The organism is Micromonospora sp. NPDC005161 (genome assembly GCF_053599855.1).
The window spans coordinates 1-1,372 of sequence record NZ_JBSFYQ010000130.1; the positions used below are offsets into that span (position 1 = coordinate 1).

General features: G+C 68.7%; 1 protein-coding gene. It reads right to left on the minus strand.

Translation table 11 applies throughout. The features are described 5' to 3' along the window. Window positions 1-5: 5 nt before the first annotated feature. Entirely contained in the window at window positions 6-1,223 is a 1,218-nt protein-coding gene (locus tag ACWD5O_RS37185) for an ISAs1 family transposase (RefSeq protein ID WP_450088180.1), read from the minus strand. Window positions 1,224-1,372: the final 149 nt, after the last annotated feature.

The following is a 1,372-nucleotide window of genomic DNA, read 5'->3' on the forward strand; positions in this document are numbered from 1 at the left end:
CAGGGTCATTGCGTTCTAGGATTACTGCTGGTCACGGCGGTGATGAGGTCGTGGGAGCGGCGGTTGGCGCGTCTGGCGGCGCGGGCGATGTTGGTGTCGCCGTTGGTGCGGTGGTAGCCGATCGCGGTGTTACGCAGGGTGGCGATGACGGCGGGTCCGGTACCGGTCCGCGCCTGGTGTAGATCTTCACGGAACGTGACATCTCTGACGTGATGGACGTGGTTTTCGATGAGCCATTCGCGGCGGGCCCAGTCCTGCAGGTCGGCGGGCAGGGCCTGGCCGGCGGGCAGGGACACGGTGAGGTAGGCGGTCTCGCGGCTGGTCTTGCCGCTGCTGGCGAGGGTGCGGGTGCGGGTGATCCGGACGGCCTGTGCGGCGTGGGGGAACCCGATGCCGCCCGGGGTGGCGAGGGTGACGGCTTTGACGGTGCGGGTCTCCCGGCGCCCGTGCCCGCGGTCGCGGGTTCGGTCTCCGGCCGGGATCTGTGGCCAGGGTAAGGCTTTGAGCTGGGCGAACAGGGTCGGCTGGTTGCCCTTCACCGGCGTCATGAGGTGGGCGCCGCGGCGGGCGATCTCGTGGGCGTGGCCGGTCTGGGTGTGCAGCGCGTCGGCGACGAACAGGATCCCGTCCAGGCTGCCCAGAACTGTTTCGATGGCATCGAGTAGTGGGGTGAAGGCGGGGATTTCGTTGGACTTCGCGTTGATGGTGACTTGGGCCAGGACGATGCCGGTGGTGGTGTCCAACGCGGAGAGCAGATGGATCTGGCGGCCGCCGGGGCGGCGGGCCCCACGCAGGGTTTTCCCGTCCACAGCGATCACCGTCCGGTAGCGCCTTCGCCGTGGAGTGACCGGCTGGGCGCGGCTGTGGAGCCAGCCGGCCAGCACGGTGGCCAGCCGACTGGCGTCCAGGCGGGTCAGTAGCCGCCACACCGTCGTACCCGCGGGCACACCGCGGTCGAATCCGAGCCTGGCACGGGCGTGTTCGTCGAGGTCGTGGAGCCAGTCGGTGATCGCGGCGAACGACGACGCACCGGCCAGCACCGCACACACCGCGACGGTGAGCAGCCCGGACAGCGGGTAACGCACACCGCGTGGGTCACGGGGATCAGGGACCGCGGACAAGGCGTGCAGCAGACCAATCTGCTCACCATCGGTGACCAGGGCTGGTGGGGTATCGGTGGCGGGTGTCGTTACGGCCAGTGTGGTGATGAGGGATGATGCCATCGGCGGGTGAGGTCCTCGGGGTGTCGTGAAGCGTCGAGAACTCCATGATCACCGATGCGATCTCACCCGCCCCCTTCGCCTCCACAGAGGCCATTCACTCCACAGGTCCCCAGCTCAGAGCCCTACCGCCCGACTACGCAATCGCCCTG